This is a genomic window from Vibrio echinoideorum, assembly GCF_024347455.1.
Classification (GTDB): Bacteria; Pseudomonadota; Gammaproteobacteria; order Enterobacterales; family Vibrionaceae; genus Vibrio; species Vibrio echinoideorum.
Genome location: NZ_AP025484.1, coordinates 1,315,367 through 1,336,233, shown reverse-complemented (window position 1 = coordinate 1,336,233; position 20,867 = coordinate 1,315,367). Strand labels below are relative to the sequence as shown.

Below are 20,867 nucleotides of genomic sequence, written 5' to 3'. Positions count from 1 at the left end.
TGCTCCCGAACTAGCTTTGCCGAAGAATTAAGCAAGCAGTCAAGCGAAAAACTAAGAGAATGAATAATGATTACATCAGGTGCACTAAAAAGCCAAATCGATAAGCTATGGGAAGAGTTCTGGACCGGTGGTATCACCAACCCTTTAACCGTCGTTGAGCAAATTACTTACCTGATGTACGCCCGTATGTTAGACATGAATGAACGTAACGATGAGAAGCGTAGCGCTCGTACTGGTAAGCCATTCACTCGTCGTTTTCCTATGAGCGAAGATAAAGAGAAGGATAAGCAACATATCCGCTGGGAAAAATTTCGTCACTTAGGTGCGGAAAAGCTTTACCCATTGGTTAAAGACGAGGTATTTCCCTTCTTTAAAGAGCTGACCAGCGATGACACCTTGTTTGCTGAGTTTATGAAAGATGCTCAGCTAATGATTCAAAAGCAATCGCTATTGGTGAAGGCGGTTGAGTTGGTGAGTGAGCTACCGCTAGAAAACAAAGACGTAAAAGGTGACTTGTACGAATACCTGCTTTCGAAATTAACTACTGCAGGTATCAACGGTCAGTTCCGTACACCGCGCCATATCATCCGAGCCATGATCGAAATGCTCGATGTTGAAGAAACACATCGCATTTGTGACCCTGCTTGCGGTACTGGCGGCTTTCTTTCATCGACGTACGAATACCTGTTAGAGAAATACTCTTCACCAGAAGGCACCGAGAAAGAGCAAGCATTTGACGTAGAAGGTAAGCCAGTATTAGATATTGACGGTAATCCGGTATTTAATTATCTGTATGCAGGTGACGAGCTTGAAAATCGCGCCCATATCGATTACGACATGTTCCACGGCTTCGATTTTGACTCTACCATGCTACGTGTTGCGGCAATGAACTTGGTGATGCACGGTGTAAAACAGCCGGGTATCCACTACCAAGATACATTAAGCCAAAGCTTTATTGAACGCTTCCCCGATGAGGCAAAAAATGGCTTCGATATCATCCTAGCTAACCCGCCATTTAAAGGCAGCCTAGATGAAGAAGATGTCGATCCTGCCATTCTAAAAGTAGTTAAAACCAAAAAAACCGAGCTACTGTTTGTTGCTTTGATTCAACGCATGCTTAAGGTTGGTGGCCGTAGTGCGACTGTTGTGCCTGACGGTGTTTTATTTGGTAGTTCTAAAGCGCACCAAACGCTTCGTGCACACTTAATTGAAGATAACCAGTTAGAAGCTGTTATCTCACTACCAAGCGGTGTGTTCAAGCCATATGCCGGTGTGTCTACCGCAATTATCATCTTCACCAAAGGTGGCAGTACCGATAACGTTTGGTTCTACGATGTACAGGCCGATGGTAAATCACTTGACGATAAACGTACCCCAATCAAAGATAACGACTTACCTGATCTTGTTACTCAGTACAAAGCGTATCAAGCGGCGGTAATGGCGGGTGAGTCAACCGAGCAATGGGCGAATAAAAAACAAAAAGCTTTCTTGGTGGCGAAAGATGATATCAAGTCGAACAAATATGATCTGTCGATCAATCGCTATAAAGAAGTAGTCTATGAGCAAGAAACTTATGAAGAACCAAAAGTGATTTTAGGCAAACTCAAAGCCCTCGAGAATGACATTCTAGCTGACCTAAATGAGTTGGAGTCGATGCTATGAGTTGGCCCGTCGTAAGCTTTGGAGACGTAGCCCAGTTTATTAATGGTGATAGAGGGAAAAACTACCCATCAAAAGGCTCTTTTGTTGATGAGGGTATCCCATTTATTAATGCTGGTAATCTAAGCCTTGTTCATACTATTTATGCAGATGCGCTCAATTACATAACTGAGGATAAGTTCAATTCATTGAACAGCGGGAAAATCGAAAAAGGGGATATCCTTTTTTGTTTGCGAGGCTCTCTAGGTAAGTTCGCATTGGTTGACTCAGATATGAAAGGGGCAATAGCTTCATCTCTTGTGATCATTCGCGTGAATGAGAAAATACACATCGATTATTTGAAGCACTACTTAGGTAGCTTTCTTTGCGAAAGAGAGATTCAATTATATGAAAATGGCGCTGCTCAACCGAATCTATCAGCAACTGATTTGAAAACTTTTCAGATCCCACTCCCCCCACTAGATGAACAAAAACGCATCGCTACCATTTTGGATAAAGCCGATGCGATTCGCCAGAAACGTAAACAAGCCATTGACCTTGCTGATGATTTTTTACGCAGCGTGTTCTTGGATATGTTTGGTGACCCGGTGACGAACCCGAAGGGGTGGGAGACAAAAACAGTCAAAGAATGTCTTGAGGCTAAGATAATTCTTGATGTCCAAGACGGGAATCATGGTAATAGCCATCCAAAGGTAAGCGATTTTTCTTCGGAAGGTATCCCATTCTTGGCGGCTAACGTGATTCGAAAAGGCAAAGTACTATTTGATAGTTGTTATTATCTGTCTTCAGAATGGTTAGATAAATTGCGTATTGGGTTTGCAAAACCTAGGGACGTTTTGCTATCTCACAAAGGAACTCTTGGTTTAACAGCCGTGCTTGATAGTACGTATGATGATTATATTTTTAGCCCTCAAACCACTTACTATAGGCTAGATGAACGCACTCTAATACCCGAATATTTGAAAGGGTATTTTGACACGCAATCATTTCAAACATTGTTAGAAAAAGAAGGTAAGCAGTCCACGAGAGCTTATATCGGTATTACACGCCAAAAGGAGCTTCCACTCATGCTTCCTCCCATGGAAGAGCAACTTAAATTTGTCAAGTTGGTCTCAAGTTATAACCAGTGGTACGCAAAGCTAAACAGTACTAACGTGTTTCTGAAAGAATCTTTTAACTCTTTATCTCAAAAAGCATTTTCAGGTCAGTTATAAATTTCAGAGGCATCTTCGGATGCCTCTTTTTTTGATCAAAGGTTAGGCCTGTTCTACTTTAAATAACGTTAAACAGCATTGCTTTCCGTTGGTGGTTTCAACGGCATAAAAGTTAAGCCTAGATCGCAATAGTACTCACCACATCAGTGGTTATCCAAATAATCTATTTTCTCTAAACTTAACCGTAAAATTAATTACACCTTGGTAATTTAACTTCCAAAGTTAAAGTGTGATTACCGACTTATTCCTTGATAAATCAACTTGTTACTAATCGGAATGTTTGTTGCAATGCATTGGCTTGTATAAAAATGGCTAAGTGCGAAGTATTTGGCCGGCTTACAGTTAAGGTTAAGTAAATAAGGTTAGGTTATTAATGGATACTACGTCCCCCAGCGCACTTGAACCTACAAGTGCGATACTCGGCTCTACTTCGGTTAATGGTTGCCTACGAGCCATTTTGACGAAGCGAGAACTATCTCAGCCAACAGGTCAGCCGCTCTTTACCTATCAGCTATCAGAATCCGAATATCATCACTTACGAACCAGTTTAAAAAACCAAAAATTGCCAACAAGATTGCACGGAGATAGTAGCTGGTGTGCCGCTTTTTGCCTTTTTAGTGCTGAATGGTATCGACGTCAATATCAAGGTGGATGGAGCTGGAGTGGTATATCAAGCAGCTTAGAGTTTGAGTTAGATGCTAACCAACGTAGTAAAGTAATAAAAACAGGTTTTAAATATTGGCAGCGTACGGTTAGCCAATATAACGATGAAAGGCATAGTTTTCTTGGTTCAGTATTTCGAGAGGGCGGTTTGCCCTATGGGCTGCTAGCGAGTGAAGGCGGCCGTTTCCAAACAATCTTTAAACGTATTCTTAGGTTTTTTGACGACGCTCAGGAATTTGGCCAATCGCCTTTTCAGTTAGTGTCGGAGGGCCTTGAACATTTACCTGAGGCATTTAGACAAGAAACGACGGTTGATCTAATCACTAATATGGCGGAGCTATTGCTGCGTTTAACTGACGAATACAACCTGCAACAACAAGAGCAACCAGCCGATCATTTAGACACCCAATTACCCAATTGGAGAGACCTATTTCCAATCCCGCTTGATGTAGACACCGGAAGTGAATTTCTCACTGGCTTGCTGACTTCAGCCTCCGTTCAGCGAAAAGATAAATCACAACAAACAAAACGAATTATTTGCAGGCAAAGGCTTTCGAACAATGATGATTTGGGCTTTGTTGCTCAAATTAAATTGATGAAGGCGATACCTATGCCTTTTAAACGCGAAGCATTGATTAACAGTCGAGTTGAGTTATTTATACAAGAAGGCAATAGAGTAATTGCAGAGCTAGGCATTGGTCATACAACCTTTGAAGGAGAAACGACGAAGGTTATTTTACGAACTCCTGCTTGTGAATTTCGTCGCCAAGCTATAGAGCAAGATCTGTACTTAGTCGTATTGCAAGCCGGTGTTGAGCTTCATCGTGAAGAAATCGCTAATTCTGATCTCGCTATGAATGAGATGCCCATTGTGCTTAAGTCAGACGGTGAACATGATTGGGTCGTTGGACAAGGAAGTGTAAATGTTAAAGCAGATCAACTGAAAGCTATCTTATCAAAAGGTTCGACGTACACTGCCGAGTTTCCAGAATTGTGCACATCAGTAACGACAGAACACTGCCAGTTTGTCCACTTTAGTGGGGAAATTAAGGTTAATTATTATACTGAAGATGATGAGCATGATACTTATGTAATATCAACGCGACAGTCTGCAGTCTTAGCAGAGCAAGTGAGCGTTCGAGGTGTCAAATTACAATATTACTCAAGTACTGGACAACCTATCTATCTGGGGTTGCCAACCATTACCAGCCAAGAAGCGCATACAGAATTATGGTTAGGTAATAAACCACTAGGAGAAACGCATCAAGCTGGCTTGTTTGGTATCCAATCAGTACGTTTAAAGGCGAGTGGTAATCGAACAATGCTTCGTAAACGCTTCGCTATTCTTCCGCAATCATTCGGCATTGAACTTAAGCCGTCTAAGCAGGCTAATAGTGGTTTTGTCGATCTTCATTGTGAAAGGAACTTATTTGTATCCATAGAAGGCGAACAGGTCTCCTATAAACAAACCAATATAGAAGGTGGCAAGAGAATAACGGTGACAGCTGAAGGGTCACCGCCAGCGGATATTATTCTCTCTATCAGTGCTAACTTGATGGCTGACCCGATAAAAGTACGGGTACCTTTTCCAGCCTCAGGAGCGTTAACCTTTGACAAACATGGTAACGGTCTAGCCAATCGTATCACCATCGATGATTTATTAGGTGCACGTATTCAGTTTTTCCCGCGTGTAGATGTAGCGGCAAGTTACCATATTGAATTGAAAGGGCCGACGAGGTCTCGTGATGCGTCTTATTATTGGGAGTACAAGGTTGCAGATAAGGTGCTAGAGGTCAGCTTATATGAGTTTCGCCATCGAATTCGCGAACTATTGGCAGCATCTGGTGAACTTGATGATGAAATCCGAATGGTTATTGGAGGGTCGGGTTGTAGAGAACAACAAACTATCATTGGACGATATGCCACAGAAGCTCAACAGCTAAATGACACTGTGAGCTTTAATGTAAAACTGGAAAAAGAACTCATTATTAAGCCAGAATTGATTAATTTGGCTGACCCAGCAGAAAAACCGCACGCCCTTCAACAAAGATATTCCAATGGCGTAGCGACAGGCGTATTCGAGCTAAATACAAAATTATCTCAGCCAGCGTTAATCGTTCCTTCAAACAAGACTCAGTTGGCTTTTCGCGCGAAGTTTATTCCAAGTCGTGAGCCTATTGAACATTCTAGTGATGTTAAAACTTTAAATAAGGCGGTTGCGTTATTTCATCCAGTAACTAACCCAAACGCGATAGCCGATGTGCTCCCAATGTTAGCGAATGACTTTAATCACAGTAGCTGGCGCTTTATCAACGATTTGTTTGCTAATTACTCGCATCTTCCGATGGCGACCTTTGAAGTGTGGAAGGCAATAGTGACGAATACGACTTGCTTATCGGCTCTTGCGTTTAAAGCCGATAACCCCGCTCAATTAATGGAACGTTTGAAAGTTGAGTTCAATGTTATTTGAGAGCTTATACCGCTGAGTATTTGGCGGTCACATACTGTTAAGTATCGCCAGATGTTGCTAGATATAGGGCTGCCTGAAAAAGTGGTGGATAACAAAGTTAAGAGCAAGCTAGAAACTCTTTCTGAATTTACCCCATTGTTTGAAAAGCAGTGCCGAGCACTAATTGACGATCAATTTACTCAGCAAACAACCAATTTATCAGCTGTGTTTCAATACTTTCTACCGAAATGGAGCCAGGACTTGATGCGAGTTCACTTGTCTGACCGTGAATGGCCTAAAGCATTTGGCTATGACTTAGAAACATGGTGCCAGAAACATTGCGAATCGCTTATTCATTTTGAAGTAAACCGAAGTTCACACAAAAGTGTGCTTTATTTCCCTATTTTTGCCGCTGCAGTGGCGTGTGGAAAAGTGCAACTGGAAGAATTGTCACCGTCACTTTACCCCATAGATTATTTCCATCTACGACAGATTGTCGAGTTTGACCGTCATTGGTTTAACCCCGTATTTCAAAGTGCATTGTGCGTATTTTCCCAAGAGGAAGCTTAAATGAAGCAATATTTTTCCACTCTAAAACAACAAGCTAATAGCCGAGCAAAAGAGTCAACTTTAAGTATTTTGGGTATCAATAACCCGGCGCTTAGAAACCATTTAAGCGAGAGAATGGAAACGGATGAAAAATTTGTTCACGGCCCGGTGTTTGAGCAAATGTTCTCTTGGGAAGCAGACGAAATAACGATAGAAGACCTTTCTACCCCTGAATATAACAACCTACTCAGCCCAGAGCTACTAGACGCGCTAGATGTCGCACCGCATAAAGAGGGGTGTAAAAGAGACAGTAGCTGCAAGTGTAAGTATGTTCTGAATCGAGAGATAAAGCCGTACAAACATCAACTAGAAGCATGGAGAGGTTTGCTTGACCCTCGCCCCCAATCCCAAATTATCACTAGTGGTACAGGTTCGGGTAAAACAGAGTGTTTCATGGTACCAGTTCTCGAAGATTTGTATCGAGAAACACAACAGACCAACAGTTCGCTAACCGGGGTGAGAGCGCTATTTTTGTATCCTTTGAATGCGTTAATAAACTCGCAGAAAGAACGACTGAATGCTTGGACGACACACTTTAACGGTGATATTCGTTTTTGTCTGTATAACGGTAATACGCCTAATGACCTTAAAGCTCAAGATAGGCAAAGGCAAAAAAATCAGCCTCAGGAAGTGCTTTCGAGGACGTTGATGCGAGACAACCCAGCTCCTATTTTGGTCACCAACGGAACCATGTTGGAGTATATGTTGGTGAGGCAAGCAGATGCTCCCATTATCCAGCAATCGCAGGGCAAGCTGCGTTGGATCGTATTAGATGAAGCGCATACGTATATTGGTTCCCAAGCCGCTGAACTTGCTTTGCAGCTAAGACGTGTGATGCAAGCTTTTGATGTTAAGCCAGAGGATATTCGATTTATTGCTACGTCCGCAACAATTGCGGGCGCTGAAGCAGAAACGCAACTTAAACAATACCTCGCTAGGCTAGCTAATGTCGGCGTAGAGCAGGTAGCCGTCATTGGGGGGAGACGCGTTGTTCCGGGCTTACCCAAAGTAACACCAGCAAACCTAACCATCAGTGAAATAGAAGCGATAGATCCAGAAGGTGAACAACCTAAAGAGAAGAAGCTAAGTCAAAACTCGGAAGTATCAGAGCGTCGATACTCTGCTTTAGCGAGTTCCAAACTAGCCGTTAGAATACGAGCGTTGTTAGCTGGCGACAATATAGGTCCGGTACATTACGCTGAATTGCTGGATAAATTACAACCTTATGATTTAAACGAAGCAGAATTATGCCGATGGCTAGATATCTGTACCGGAACCAAGCAGTTTCATAACAGTGAGGCCTTTTTAAAGCTTAGAGCTCACTATTTTCAGCGCACATTGCATGGTTTGTGGTGCTGCATTGACCCAAATTGTGCGAATAAGAAACAGTCTAAACTGAATGGCGCATGGCCATTTGGTCTTGTTTATAGTGAACATCGTCAGAAATGTCATTGTGGGTCTGCAGTACTTGAATTGACATTTTGCAATGATTGTAATGAACCACACCTATTAGCCATAGACCAAAATGGTCAATTGCAACAATGTACCGGGAAAATAAGCGATGAATTTTCGCTACTTGATGAAGAAGAAAAAGAGGTAGATGAAGAGCGCTCAGATCAGTGTTCCAAAAAGACAACGGCAAGTAATACTCAAATCGTTATTGGTTCAAAACAGAGCGATGAATATGAATACCAATTAAAAGGATTTGATAATGCTGGGTGTGAAGAATCTTTGGAAAACAGTTCAATTCACTTAGCTGTGTTGATGAGTGAATCGCAACAGTGCTGCGAATGTGGTTACTCAGGTAGAGGTCAGTACAGTAAAGCGTTACGAAGAGGGTTGTTGGGTGCACCATTTTATACAGCAAATGCGGTACCAACAGTATTAGAATACTGTCCGGATATTGAAGTCGATAAAGAATCCAAAATAGGTCCTAATTCTGTCCCGGGTCGAGGGCGTCGGTTAATTACTTTTACCGATAGCCGACAAGGAACGGCAAAAATGTCCATTCGAATGCAGCAAGAAGCAGAGCGCTCTCGATTGCGAGGTTTAGTATTTAAGGAGCTTCGCAGGCATGTTGAAGAGAAAGTCGTTATAGATGAGGCGTTACTCGACAGCGTAAAGGACTACTTGAGTATGCCTATCGACAAATTACGAGTCATGTTGCCATCCATCGAACAATCCATGCCTGAAGATGCAAAGGCACTAAAAGAATATATTGATGTTGTCAGTAGTTCGGTTGCTATACCTTTGCCTCAAACGATCCCTTGGTCTGAATTGGCAGCTGTTATTAAGCAAGATAACGATCTAAAAGAGTCGATGTTAAAAGAGAACAAGCGGCTATCGCCAGAAATTTTCGATGACTCGACCGGACCTTTACGACTCACTCAAATGCTATTGACGAGAGAGTTTGCGAGACGGCCAAAAAATAGAAACAGTCTAGAGACTCAGGGGTTGGTCAAAATAGTCTACCCAGGATTGGATAAAATCGATGTTGTTCCGGAGCTTTGGGAGAATTACGGCCTAACGGTAAAAGATTGGCGTGATTACCTTAAAGTTTGTTTGGATTTTTTTGTCCGCGAAAACTCTTATATAACCATTGATCGTGAATGGATTCGTTGGATCGGTATGCACTTTTCACCTAAAACATTATTAGGGCCAGATGCTAGTGATGTCGATGAAAACAGAGCGAAGAGTTGGCCGTTAGTGCGAAAAGGCAGTAAACGTCAACAACGTATAATCACTCTGCTCACTGTTGCCACAGGAATTGATATTACGAGTACATTAGGGGAAGACACGGTTAATGGTTGGTTGATTTCTGCATGGAATGCATTAACTGGATCAAAAATTTTACAAGATTCAACAGCAGACAAACAATATAGTTTGAACCTGACTAATGTCAGCTTTTCTTTGATGAATTCGGCTTATATATGCCCGATTACGAACAAGCTGTTGGACACTACGTTTAAAGGGATCACTCCTTATATTCCGTTTAAAGGCCAGTTAGATAGCAACCTATGTGAAAAAGTGAAACTTCCCGCGGTATGGGCTTTTGAAGGGAGTGACGACTTCTTACTTTCATTGATTCTAACGCGTAAGGATATTGAAAAATCATCGGAAGTGAGATCACTTAGAGAGCAGAATTTGTGGACGGACATTAATGACCGAACAGTAGAGGGTGGTTTTTACTATGCTTCAGCAGAACACTCTGCGCAACAATCCGCTGAGCGACTTAAAATCTATGAGGATGAGTTTAAAGTTGGCAGGAAAAATGTCCTCAATTGCTCAACAACAATGGAAATGGGCGTTGACATCGGGGGTATTACAGCGGTAGTGATGAACAATGTGCCGCCACACCCTGCGAACTATCTTCAGCGAGCAGGTCGCGCTGGTCGATCTAAAGAATCTAGAGCGATAAGTTATACGCTGTGTAAAAGTAACCCGCATGATACGTTGGTTTTTAATAACCCGAAATGGCCATTTACTACCGTTATACCAGCTCCTCATGTTGAATTTTCGTCTGAGAAATTGGTGCAGCGCCATGTGAATTCATTTTTGATGGGACGCTTCTTAATTGAAGAGGTTGGATTAACGAATAAAGAGAAATTTAACTTAGATCTTGAGTGGTTTAATGCGAAGCTTAACGGTGAAAAATCTATAGCAGAACGTTATATTAATTGGCTAAAAACGTGTGATAAGAGATTTGAATCAGCTTTATCTACTTTAATTGAAGGTACTGAGTTGAAAAAAATTCCTTTGACACAAATCTGTAAGCGCTCGGCAAAGAAAATAGAGGAAATAACCACGCGTTGGCTAAAAGAGTATCAATACATAGAAAATGAATTGGTCGGTGTTGATCCAGATGGACCTTACGCTTTTAAGCTAAATAGTGAAAAGTCCCGTTTATGTAGAGAGTACTTACTACGGGATTTAGCGACAAGGGCGTTTCTGCCTGGATATGGATTCCCTACTGATGTCGTAAACTTGGATACCGATAATATCGTCGATTTTAGAAGGCAGCTTCAATTTAGGAATCTAAGCAAACTTGATCGAGAGGATAATGTTTCTATCAATCGAGGGTTACCAAGCCGAAATCTAGCTGTTGCAATTCGAGAATATGCCCCAGGTTCAGAAATAGTTCTTGATGGGCGAGTACATCGGGCGGCAGGCATTTCTCTTAACTGGCAGAAAATTCACGTTGATGGCGCGAAGGATTCACAGAAATTTGACTTAGCTTGGCGTTGTCCTGGTTGTGGCCAGACAGGTTACGAAACGGATCTGGAAGTACAATCTGATTCAAATTCTCTCGTGTGTACCAATATCGCTTGTGGACAAAGTATCCCTGATAATACTGACTGTAGAAAAAAAGTGATTCAACCTACAGGTTTTGTCACTGATTATTATCGAGAGCCAACAAATAATATTTCGAATAATAATTATGTTCCAGTACAACCTTCTTGGGTTATTGCATCCGGTACAGCGACACCATTACCCATGCCTGCACTTGGTTATATGGTGGCGGATACTAATGGAAAGGTCTTCCATCATAGTTCTGGGTTGTCCGGTAAAGGATACGCGTTATGTATGGCTTGTGGCCGCGCAGAGTCGATGACAGCGAAAGGTGAGTTGCCAAATGCGCTTAACTTTGAAAAAACACATAAGCCCCCGCGTCCTAGTAAGTTCGATAAAGATGAAGTAGGTCGACACGCTGATTGTGATGGGTCAGCCAAGATAATGTCTTCAATTCATTTAGGTATTAACTCTCGAACCGATGTATTTGAGCTGGTGATTAAAAACCCCAAAACGGGTGAATATATACCTGATAATGAGCAGGGTCGGAAAGTAGCGACTACATTAGCTGTGGCATTACGAAAGTGTTTAATCGAGCAACTTGGAGTATCTACAAATGAGGTCCAGTATAGCGTTAGGCCAACAGTTATTGGTGAGAATCAACACGCATTAGTGCTACAACTGTTCGACAGCGTGGGCGGCGGTGCCGGATTTTCGACTTCCGCGCCATTTCATATCTCTAAGATATTAAATGGATTAGTTGGAAAACTTGATTGTAGGAAGCATTGTGACGCGTTTTGTCCTGAATGTCTTTTAGAGTCGGATTCGAGACACGATACCGATAAACTCGATCGCATGTTAGCAATAGAATGGTTAGGAGATGATTTTAAGCACTACGTATCACTTGCTACTAAGCACCAAAACCTTATCAATGATGGAAAATACTGCCCTCAAACTATTGAGGCGCAACTAACCGATTTACTCAATGAGAAAGTATCGGAATGTTTGTTTGTTCTTTCTTCTGAAGTCGAAAGTTGGGATACATCTCTTGTCTTGATGAAATCGAAATTGCATGAACTATTGGCGAAGAATATAGCTGTTTCAATAGTCGTCCCGAAAGTTGATTTTCCTGAAGAAATTCTGAGTTTTTTAAGGGAAATACAAAAAATCGGGGTTCAACTTAGATATGGAAAAGAATGTGGGGCGATTGTTTTTCAAGGCTTAACTGGTAGCGGTTGGTCAACACTGGCTAACCTTGATATTAAAGCAACCACCCCTGGAGAGTATTGGCTTACAGCGGAAGATATTTCCATTATTTCTTATAGTGAACCAGAAATAGCGACAACTCCTTTCGAATTAGACTCCATGGAGCCAACTCACTTGTTAGGAGCTGTTCATGTTGATCTCACGACTGAATTAAATGGACCGCTATCAAACTTCGGTAGTGGCTTTATTAAGCTATTGAAAAGTAAAGATGAGCGATTAGCAAAGCTGCTTAAAGAAGGTGAGTTGAAAAGTATTTCATATTCGGATAGGTATCTCCAAAGTCCCGTTTCTTTGTTGTTGTTAGCTGAGGTTCTCAAAGTACTAGGAGAAACATCGGATTGCCAAATAGAAGTCAACAGCTGCTTTGATGAACAAAATAGAAATCCATTTGCTGTTAATCATGATTGGAACGATCGCTACGATTATGACGCTATATTTAATGCGTGGTTGACTCATATGGCCGGCAAAAAAGTAAATACCAACATAATTGATAACAAACGAGAAGTACCGCACCGAAGAGCAATACAATTGCATTTTTCTACTGGTGATATCGTTGAAGTAACTCTAGATCAAGGCTTTGGGTATTGGCGTTTAGATCTCGCTGGCGGGATGCATCGATTTGATTTCATGAGAGATACACACGATCAGATAAAGAGGCTAATTGAGGTTTATAAATTGGCGAAGGTGTCTAATAGTGCTAGCTGGTCTACTTGGATAGCGGTTAACGTGTTGTAAGCATTTCAAATGTTAAAAGGTAAAATATGAAAATAACGTCACTGACTGTTGGTGGGTTTAAGGGAATAAAGACAAAGGCTGTCATTCCGTTGGCACCTATCACGCTTTTCTTTGGTGCGAACAGTACGGGTAAAAGTACTGTTTTGCATGCGTTGTTATATTTGTACGAAGTAGTCGCGAAGCGGAACTTTGATGCTCAACATAGTTCAATAGCGGGCGAGGCCCTCTATTTTGGTGGATTTCAAAACCTAGTTCATGGCAAAGACTTAAATGGCACTATTACTATAGGTGCCACTCTTGATTTTAGGGATGGTGCAACGGATATTTGGGATGAGTATTTGTCCGATTCTGAGCGTTGGTTACTCGAATCTTATTTAGGCTTTACTCCTGATTCAGAAGCGGATGAATTTAATTTCGAATTAGATATTAGATGGGATCACCTTAAACAGAAGACATTCGTCAGCCGTTATGAATGTAACAGTAAAGGAAATGAGTTGTGTTGCATCGAATCGCAACCAGGTAAACAACAAAGTAGCATCACTCATTATCAACCGTTACCTCATTGGCAAGTAGATGAATCGTTCTCATTAAACAACTTATTTGATTCGGGAGAATGGGAAGAAATGTTCCTGAAAGGTCAGGATGCATTACCTAATATCTATACTCGTCTAGATCTATCTAATGCTCCATTCTCTTGGAATAATGTGTTTCCTGAACATCCTTTAGCTGCAAAGTTATTTGCAGAAGCGACATCTTCTCAAGCAATATTAGCGCCCATGAAATTGTTGGTGAAAAAGCTAGAAGACTTCATTCATATCGGGCCACTACGTGTTGTGCCAAATCGTTCGATGGTGTTAAACAATAAAACCAGCCCACAGCGTTGGTATGATGGGACTGCGGGTTGGGAGACGTTCGCTTACTCGAATGAAAGTGTTAAAGCTAAGACCAATGAGAAATTTACAAACAATGATTTCTTTGGCACCAATTATTGTTTTGAAGCACCTAATCACGGTGAAGCAAGCTTGATTGAGAAAACCGTTATCCTCAAAGACTCGCACACAAACATACATTTATTGCCATCAAGCGTAGGTGTTGGCGTTTCTCAAGTATTCCCATTCGTTGTTGCCACATCACTTGAGCAAGACCTTATCGTTTCGTGTGAGCAACCTGAATTGCATATTCACCCCAAATGGCAGTTAGCTTTAGGGGATATGATGCTGGAGGCGACAAAGCAAAACCTAGATCGGATGTTTTTGATTGAAACCCACAGCGAACATTTGTTGTTGAGGCTACTAAAACGTCGCCGCCAAACCGCAGATGAAGAGATCGAATACGAACCATTTGGTTGCAAGAAAAGTGATGTCCAGATTGTTTTTTGTGAGCAGTCAGAAGGCAAAACTCGTTTGATTCCAATCAAAACAACTGATGAGGGTGAGTTTGATGCACCTTGGCCAAATGGCTTCTTTGAAGAAAGAAGAGAGGAGCTGTTCTGATGCTACATTTGGAATTTGCAGTTGCGCCTACTGAAGTCAACTCTTTGGCCGACTTAGCTCTGTTGGATGCGCGACTAGGGTTTGACCGTGGGGCTGTGTTGTCTGGTTTTCCAAAAGCTTGGTTTAGAGATGTCTCTGACCAATTAAGGCAGACGCACAATGGAACGTCGCTGGATAAAGCAACAGAGCGACTTAGAACTTTCAAAAATAATAAGACAGTTGCGTTTACTCGAACGTATCAAGAAGGTAGTTGGGTAGATGCAGCTACAGAAAGCCATGGAAATGTGCCGTTTCATAGATTAGTCGAGCAATCATTTACTCTGTTACCTGTTTTTGTTTCTTCGATTACTGAGTTAGAAGACCCCGACTTTAACTACAACTCTCAATTTCCTCGAGATGCATTGTCTCTAGCTCAAGCAGCTACCGCACTTTTACTCGGTACGGAGAAAGTTACAATTTACGACCCATTTATTTGTGTTACTAAATCGGGTTATCGTAAAACGCTGCTTGAACTTATGAAGTTATGTAAAAAGGCTGAAGTAGAGTTTCATATTTTTTCAGAAGAAGACGGAAAACCAGCTTGGGGTCGAACAGAACAAGCTCTAATGGAACTAAAAGCTGTTATGCCAGGGAACATTAAGCTGTACTGGTATTGCGCAGATGATGATGGTTCGGGTTTTTTACATTCTAGAGGTTTATTCACAGCCAAGGGTGGTTTGATCTACGACAGGGGGTTTGCAGAACCAAGTGATAGAGATCAACGTCAAGAGCTCACAGATATAACTCCGATGCCCAACGATTTGCTTCAAGCGAAAGCAAATTCTTACAACACGTCTCTTCAATATGAAGACTTTGATCTCGTGAGAGGTGTTTGGTCCTCGCATCCCTAATGAACAATTGGGGTCTGTAACTTGATGCGATACATGTGGCAGGATTAATTAAATATTAATCCTGCTCTCTAGCTATGGATTTAATTATGCATTTACAACTCAGCGCTACTAAGGCTCTTAACAAATGGCTTAAAAACGATTTCCCGCGCTTATCAGTAGAAGCGGGCAAACGACCAGGAGTCAATAAACTAAGCTCGGATGCCGCTGCTATGAGCTCGCCGAAAGGCTAAAAATTGAGTGGTAATTTGCCTTCGTTGAAGCTTTGGAAAGCTACTCCTTGGAAATTTATGCTTTGAAAGATAAGGGCTTAATCCGCCGTTATGACATTGCCATGTTGCTATCAAAGCTCAATGACATTGAGCTCACACTGAACTGGATAAAAAACACCGTTCTGAGTGTTAACGGCCATATTGCTGACGCTGCACAGTGGGTCACGCAAACCTTGGATGATAGGAATCTCGATCGATTGAGCCAAATGCTGGCGCTTGAAATTTCTAGCTATATCAATTCTCAAACCAAAAGCATCAAAGTGAACAACAAGAAGCAGTGCTTTATCCCGATCGAGCGGTTGCTCGACTATGCCCAATAAGTCACGAAAGTAACCCCACCCTCTGATGACATGAGTAATGTAGTTCTGTTTAGGGGCGAGTTAATTTTATTGACTCATCTGAAGGTAACAATATTTACTATAGGTAAATATTATTACAGTTCATATCTTCGCATCTCAATGCAATCCCAATAAAAACAATATGTTACAATGTGGCATGTTAGTTGATTAGTAACTCTTAACTTTCATAGAAAAAGGAAAAAGTTATGGGTTACGAAATTGATTTTTTAGGTGTTGGTGAAGAGTCTAAGAGTGGTGATGCAATCGCACTTCGCTACGGTAATCTACACGGTCATCGTGACGAGCAAACGGTAGTTGTGATTGATGGTGGTTTTCAAAGTACAGGTTCAAAGATTATTGATCACATCACCACTTGTTTCGGTACTTCCAAAGTGGACTTGGTCATTAATACTCACGCTGATCAAGACCATATCAACGGTTTGGAAACCGTCCTCAATGAACTCGAAGTAAAAGAACTTTGGATTCATCAACCGTGGCTACATAATCAAGGGCTTGCTGATAAATTCAAAGATGGACGCGTGACGGACAATAGCTTAGGGGATCGCCTTAAGCAAAACCTCGAAAAAGCTTGGTCATTGGTTCAGTTGGCTGAATCGAAAGCGGTTACTGTACGTGAACCTTTTACGGGTTTAACGGACACAGGAGGTGGTGTTAAGGTTCTTGGTCCTTCTGTTGAATACTACGAATCCCTCATTCCTGATTTCGATGGCATGCCGGAAAAAGCCATTGCAACGAATGCATTAGAAAGCTTTTTTGACAAAGTGGCCGCATCTATTAGTCGTTTCTTTGCCATTTGGGGTGAAGACCAGATTGATGATGACGGAGTCACATCGGCGAAGAACAACTTAAGTGTAATCACCCAATTGGTCGTCGAGGGAAGGCGCTCTGTTTTTACTGGGGATGCGGGCATTCAGGCTTTGGATTACGCGGCAGATCAAATCGAGCAGTGTACGAGCGGAGCAGAGCTTCGATTTATGCAGATCCCACATCATGGCAGTAAGCGTAACATCGGGCCGACAGTTTTAAATCGTTTGGTTGGAGAGCCTATCGGGCAAGGTTCGTCTCGTAATATTACGGCGATTGCCTCTACTGCTAAAAATGGTGAGCCTAAGCACCCACGAAAAGCGGTTATGAATGCTTTTACTCACCGAGGTGTCAAAGCACTAGCGACGAGAGGCTCCGATATTTGTCACCATTATAATGCTCCTGGTCGTGATAGATGGAATAGTATGAATCCTGAGCCATATCACTTCGACTATGAAGAAGAGGTGGCATAATGGTGGGCCTATCGATGAAAGCCAATAACATTGTCCCGCTCTCGGTGTTGATGGTTCTTCAGTTCACCGTGATATCACTTGTTAATCAAAGTTCTTTTGATATCAGTTATGTCAATATACTAAAAGACACCGGTGGAGCGATGTTAGCGATAGGTGCGATTTCGGGGTGGCTTAGCCACCTTATGCCGGCTGAAGTCAAGAGCGTCTTGGTATTTTGGCGATGGAGCAATGTGTTACCTGGGCATCGCTTTATACAGTTATCAGAGAAAGATCGACGTATTGACACTGTGCTCCTAAAGGCCCGCGTGTCCGAGTATGATTTGTTGAAGCAAAATAATAGTGAGCAGAACAGTCATTGGTACAAAGAGTTTTATCGTCCATCCAATAAGCAGGACGAAGTGGCTTCAACTCACAGAGCTTATTTGTTGTATAGGGATGCGGCGGCTGTATCTTTTGTCAGTGCCTTTGCCTTGCTGGTCGCGAAGCAATTCTTGGGCGAGTATCTTTTAGAAGTAAGTTATCAATCTTTGTGGGTGTTTGTGGTAGCGATTGCAGGCTTTTCAATCGCAGCAAGAAATGCGGGGAACAGACTCGTCACAACGGCAATTGCCGTGAGTTTATGACGTCTTTTACTTGGCAATAAAATTATAAGCATGCTGGCATAAAACCAGAATTGAAAAATATGAACAATGTTCTATTGGTTATGGCGGAAAGAGGGATAGTGTTAACGGCATTTACGAAAAGCTCGTTGCTATAAGCACGGTCACAAACATTTACAGTAATTGAAGTTTGATTGGCATACAGTCAATCAAAATTAAAAGGATAGAAAATGAGTTTAAAAAAATTCGCAGTAGCAAAAGCAAGAGCACTACCTGTCATCATTCTAGCAGACACCAGTGGTAGTATGTCGGTAGACGGAAAGATCGCTGCGCTTAATGAAGCCGTCCAGAATATGGTTTCAACCTTTAGGCAAGAGTCTGCACGACAAGCTGAAATTCAAGTTGGTTTAATCACCTTTGGTGGCGATGCAGCTGAAATGCATTTACCACTTGCCAAAGCTACTGAAATAGAAGCAATGCAGCCACTTGATGCGATTGGCCGCACACCAATGGGTCATGCTTTCGAATTGGCAACTGATGTGCTTGAAGATAAAGAGCTGATTACATCTCGTGACTATCGTCCTGTATTAATTTTACTTTCTGACGGCATTCCAACCGACAGTTGGAAAGCTGGTTTAGAACGTTTAACCACGAGTGAACGTGGTCAAAAAGCCAGTCGTTTTGCCATGGCGATAGGGGCCGAAGCTAATACCGATGTACTTGAGGCATTTAACAATGACTTAGAAGCTCCAGTATTTAAAGCCAATGAAGCCAGAGACATTCACCGTTTCTTTAGAGCGGTTACTATGAGCGTAACCGCTCGCTCTCAAAGTAGAACCCCTAACGAACTCGTACCTATTGACTTTGATGAACTAGACAACGATGACGACGATTTAGGTCTAGATCTAGAAGGCCAATGGTAAGTCTTCGTCATCTAAGTGTGTCTGTAATTGGGCCTGGTCATTTACTAAATGGTCAACCCAATCAAGATTCAGTGCTAATAAAGCGGGTGCCAACTGGTTGGCTCGCTGTTGTCTGTGATGGAATGGGATCTAAACCTCATTCTGATATGGGATCAAAACAAGCATGTAGAGCTGCATTTGACGTGATAAAAACAGCAGATTTCAGCATTGAAAATAAAGCGCTTATCAAACTGATTTATCAAAAGTGGTTGAATTCGCTTCGTGATATAAGAGCCAGCGATGCAGTGACAACTTGTTTGATTGCCTGGGTTACTGATAGCGGAGAACTCAGAACGTTTCAGTTAGGTGACGGCTTAATTTTAACTTCGCAACAATCAACAGAAAGGTTGGATACAAATGATTTTGGCAATATCACTACTGGCTTAGGTAAGTCTAAACAGTTTTCCGACTGGCAAGTTACGCGGCAGCAATTAAATGTAGGTGATGTAATTGCGGTAATGACGGATGGTATTAGTGAAGACCTACACCAAGGCATGGAGTTGGCGTTCGTAAATACGATTGTAGAAAATACCAAGGTCAAGAGCATTAGACAAGCTAAGGCTTGGTTAAAAAACGAATTTAGGAATTGGGGTACGCCTAACCACACCGATGATAAGACACTCGCTGTAATGGTCTTGAGCTAGCAGTACAGAATAAAGGTTATAAACAAATGGCAAGTGAACAAGCAAAAAAACGCATAGTTACTGACACATTTGGTCAGGAATTTGAGTTAGTCAAAAAGATTGGGCAAGGTGGGCAAGGAGTTGTTTGTACAACTCAGGTGGACAATGTACTAGTAAAAATGAGCACTCAACGGGATAAAGATAAAAAAAGAAAATGGCTTGAGCATGTTCATTGGTTAATGAGACAACCTTTAGAGCGGTTAAATATAGCTAAACCATTTTCGCGTATTGCAATGGACGGGAATAACTTTGGTTATGCAATGGAGCTGATGGACGGATTGATTCCTCTCGAATCGTTAATGAATGAAACTGAAGAGTTAATTGCTTCACAAGGTTCACCAGAGCATTACTTATCAACGGGTGGCTTAAGACGTCGAATGACTATTTTGGCAAAGCTCGCCAGAACATTGTCAGATCTTCACGCAAGAGGATTAGCATACGGTGACTTATCTCCCGCCAACATCTTTGTTTCAGAAAATCCTGCCTACTCTGAAGTGTGGTTAATTGATTGTGACAACATTTGTGTCAACCAACGTGAAAGTTTTGATTTTTTAACTGATGAAGGCAAGCCAGGTCGTATTTTTAGTCCAGGGTTTGGTGCGCCAGAAGTTATTAATGGTGATAGTTTTGTTTCCTCACTGACGGATGCTTGGAGCTTTGCAATCGTCGCGATGAAGCTATTAACAACTAATCATCCATTTATTGGTGAAGCGGTTGAAAATGGTACTCCTGAAGATGAAGAGCGAGCGTTTTCGGGTGAGTTGCCTTGGATATATCACTTAACGGATCATTCAAATGCCCTAGATGACGATTATCCAAAAGGCATTCCATTAGAGCTGGTTGCGCTAAAGCCTCTTTATCGTTTATTTGAGCTGTGTTTTAACGCAGGCAAAGATGATCCGCTTGTCAGACCCAGTTTAAGTGAATGGGCGGAAATCTTTGAACAGCTTGAACATATGCTAGTGAAGTGCCAAAACAACGAATGTAATGCTACTTTTAACTTCTTGGTGAGTGGAGGGCAATTAGAGTGTCCATTCTGCGAGTCCTTGATGAATAATCGTCAAGTTTTGTATATCCGTAATAACCTTCAAGATTTATCTATTTTAGAACTACCTAATGCAACGCTTAACGATACATACGTTGATACGGGGTATCACCAAACGCTTAATATTGGCGAAACCATTGTTCTCAGAAATTCTTGCCCTGGTTCTGTGTATTGGTCGGAATCACAAGATTTACTGTCGATACGCTTTACCAAAGAAGGTTTAGAACTCACTCCAATTGGTGCTAAATCTTTTGAGATGGGAATGGGTAAAAACAAACTTCAAACTTTCAGCTCGAAAACGCCAGTTCCGGCTTCAACCAGGACTAATCAATGGTTACTTATCAAGCCGATCATTGATATCCCTGAGTCCCAAATAGCAAATTTATTTAGGTTGAGGTGGTAAGC

13 protein-coding genes are annotated in these 20,867 nt (G+C 41.8%); all 13 read left to right on the top strand.

Going from position 1 to position 20,867, the window contains the following annotated elements; genetic code table 11:
* Nucleotides 1-66: 66 nt before the first annotated feature.
* The 13 genes from OCV36_RS22075 (at nt 67) to OCV36_RS22015 (ending at nt 20,865) form a co-directional block, all read left to right on the top strand.
* Entirely contained in the window at nt 67-1,662 is a 1,596-nt protein-coding gene (locus OCV36_RS22075) for a type I restriction-modification system subunit M (RefSeq protein WP_135459151.1), read from the top strand.
* Entirely contained in the window at nt 1,659-2,873 is a 1,215-nt protein-coding gene (locus OCV36_RS22070; RefSeq protein WP_135459153.1) for a restriction endonuclease subunit S, read from the top strand. The genes OCV36_RS22075 and OCV36_RS22070 overlap by 4 nt, the downstream gene beginning before the upstream one ends.
* Before the next feature lie 373 nt (nt 2,874-3,246).
* Nucleotides 3,247-6,006 (top strand): STY4851/ECs_5259 family protein, encoded by a 2,760-nt coding sequence (locus OCV36_RS22065; RefSeq protein WP_135459155.1) that lies wholly within the window; start codon nt 3,247-3,249, stop codon nt 6,004-6,006.
* 51 nt (nt 6,007-6,057) lie between these two features.
* The gene (locus tag OCV36_RS22060) at nt 6,058-6,555 is read left to right on the top strand and encodes a hypothetical protein (protein WP_135459158.1); all 498 of its coding nucleotides are present in this window, start codon (nt 6,058-6,060) and stop codon (nt 6,553-6,555) included.
* Nucleotides 6,556-12,885 (top strand): DEAD/DEAH box helicase, encoded by a 6,330-nt coding sequence (locus OCV36_RS22055; RefSeq protein WP_135459160.1) that lies wholly within the window; start codon nt 6,556-6,558, stop codon nt 12,883-12,885.
* A gap of 26 nt (nt 12,886-12,911) precedes the next feature.
* Nucleotides 12,912-14,378, top strand: coding sequence for an AAA family ATPase (locus OCV36_RS22050; RefSeq protein WP_135459162.1), 1,467 nt, complete (start codon nt 12,912-12,914; stop codon nt 14,376-14,378).
* Complete coding sequence (locus OCV36_RS22045; protein WP_135459164.1) at nt 14,378-15,268, top strand: hypothetical protein; 891 nt, start codon at nt 14,378-14,380, stop codon at nt 15,266-15,268. The genes OCV36_RS22050 and OCV36_RS22045 overlap by 1 nt, the downstream gene beginning before the upstream one ends.
* 277 nt (nt 15,269-15,545) lie before the next feature.
* The gene (locus tag OCV36_RS22040) at nt 15,546-15,857 is read left to right on the top strand and encodes a hypothetical protein (RefSeq protein WP_135459166.1); all 312 of its coding nucleotides are present in this window, start codon (nt 15,546-15,548) and stop codon (nt 15,855-15,857) included.
* Between the two features lie 224 nt (nt 15,858-16,081).
* On the top strand, nt 16,082-17,173 hold the full coding sequence (locus OCV36_RS22035) for a ComEC/Rec2 family competence protein (RefSeq protein ID WP_135459168.1): 1,092 nt from the start codon (nt 16,082-16,084) through the stop codon (nt 17,171-17,173).
* A 14-nt stretch (nt 17,174-17,187) separates the two neighbouring features.
* Nucleotides 17,188-17,796, top strand: a complete 609-nt coding sequence (locus OCV36_RS22030) for a hypothetical protein (RefSeq protein ID WP_240699171.1) — start codon at nt 17,188-17,190, stop codon at nt 17,794-17,796.
* A 206-nt stretch (nt 17,797-18,002) separates the two neighbouring features.
* A complete protein-coding gene (locus tag OCV36_RS22025) occupies nt 18,003-18,695 on the top strand; it encodes a vWA domain-containing protein (RefSeq protein ID WP_102557541.1) in 693 nt (230 codons plus the stop codon).
* Nucleotides 18,689-19,378, top strand: coding sequence for a PP2C family serine/threonine-protein phosphatase (locus OCV36_RS22020; protein WP_102557540.1), 690 nt, complete (start codon nt 18,689-18,691; stop codon nt 19,376-19,378). Before OCV36_RS22025 ends, OCV36_RS22020 begins: the two co-directional genes overlap by 7 nt.
* A 26-nt stretch (nt 19,379-19,404) precedes the next feature.
* Nucleotides 19,405-20,865: a serine/threonine protein kinase gene (locus OCV36_RS22015; protein ID WP_135459172.1), complete on the top strand. Its 1,461-nt coding sequence runs from the start codon at nt 19,405-19,407 to the stop codon at nt 20,863-20,865.
* Nucleotides 20,866-20,867: the final 2 nt, after the last annotated feature.